This window comes from bacterium, from assembly GCA_009926305.1.
Classification (GTDB): Bacteria; Bdellovibrionota_C; UBA2361; order UBA2361; family RFPC01; genus RFPC01.
In genome coordinates this window covers 1-1,289 of record RFPC01000235.1, presented here as the reverse complement: position 1 = coordinate 1,289, position 1,289 = coordinate 1, and the positions used below count along the sequence as shown (strand labels likewise).

The following is a 1,289-nucleotide window of genomic DNA, read 5'->3' as shown; positions in this document are numbered from 1 at the left end:
GTGGCAATCGTCATTATTGCGTCATCAGCATCCAGTTGGCATAGCCTTTGAAAATTCTTGATCCTCCAGTCGCTGGCGCATATTCCTTGAAAATGATCGCTTGCGCTAATGAGGTACTGCGCTGTAATCGCATGTCCAATGTAGGCAGGCATTAGGGGTGTCAGCTTGAACAGCCTCTTGATCCACCCCCTGCTTACTAGGTGGCTTTCCATGATGATGAGTTTCGAGTCCGTTTGGTATTTCCGTAGCCCATTCAATCTCATCGTCAAATCCTTGATGATACTCCTCCTGTATACCCGTCTCCAGTCTTTGTCTCTGTAAATCCCTTCCTCCTCTGAAGTGCTTTCTTCTTGACAGTCAATGTTTCTGTCATGTAACACACCTTTCATCAAGATCAGAAGAACTTCGTCTTCCCTGAGTTCCCTGAGCTCCTTTACTCTTCCTTCGCATGCATCTTCGAGTGCAGCTCCCGTTACGATTGTTTCTCGCATTCGGAGTCGTTCTTTGCATATCTTTCTGGCTGTCTCGCTTGGATCCATAGCAATTATTCGGAACGCACAATCTGTCTCTTCCAAGCATTCTGCGGCGAATTCCAGCACCCTCCCATTTCCGGCACCGATATCTGCAATAACTAGCCGCTTGCGCGACCCCAAATCCTTTGCGTAGTCTAGCAAAATCTTTCTTAGAGAGTGTTTGAAGTGTATTTCAAATACCAGCTCGCTTGTTTTTAAGTCTTCTTCTTTGTCCTCTAGATGGCTGTCATAGCTGACTAGTTCCACTCTTCTTGGTTCTTTGAGTGCTTTTGCATAGCAGTTGTACATCATAGCGCTTTCTCTTGATATTTCTCCCGCTGCGCATCTCCTTGCATGTTCCTCCACGCTTGTGCGACACATGTGTCCCAGAGTCTCTATTTCCGATCTTCCTTCTGGCACCTCTTCAGCTTCCCAGCCGCGCCAAAAGCTTCCCTCATCTACCTTTGCGCCTATGCAATCCAGTACCCACTCGCCGAGCTCTATTAGCCACGAGCTCGCTTCGTCGTGTGCGCCTCTGTTCTCTCTAGTCGCTTCTCTATATTCTCTTAGCGTGCCGTGGCAAGCTGCTGTATTGATTCTAAGCGCCTCGAGTTGGTTCATCTTTTTTTACTCTTTATATCCGGGGCTTCGTGGTTTGCTTGATCTTGTTGCATCTCTCAAGACTCTTCTCCGTTGTTCTGTCGCATCAGTACTGGGGAATCTTCATTTGAGCGCCAATTTCGTCCAGCCTACCGTTCACTAAATTCCCTTCCTTGC

Annotated in this window: 1 protein-coding gene; it reads right to left on the bottom strand. The window is 47.6% G+C overall.

What is annotated here, in order from left to right; all coding sequences use genetic code 11:
* On the bottom strand, positions 1–1,133 hold a 1,133-nt coding region (locus EBR25_14130), incomplete at its 3' end, for a class I SAM-dependent methyltransferase (GenBank protein ID NBW42108.1).
* Positions 1,134–1,289: the final 156 nt, after the last annotated feature.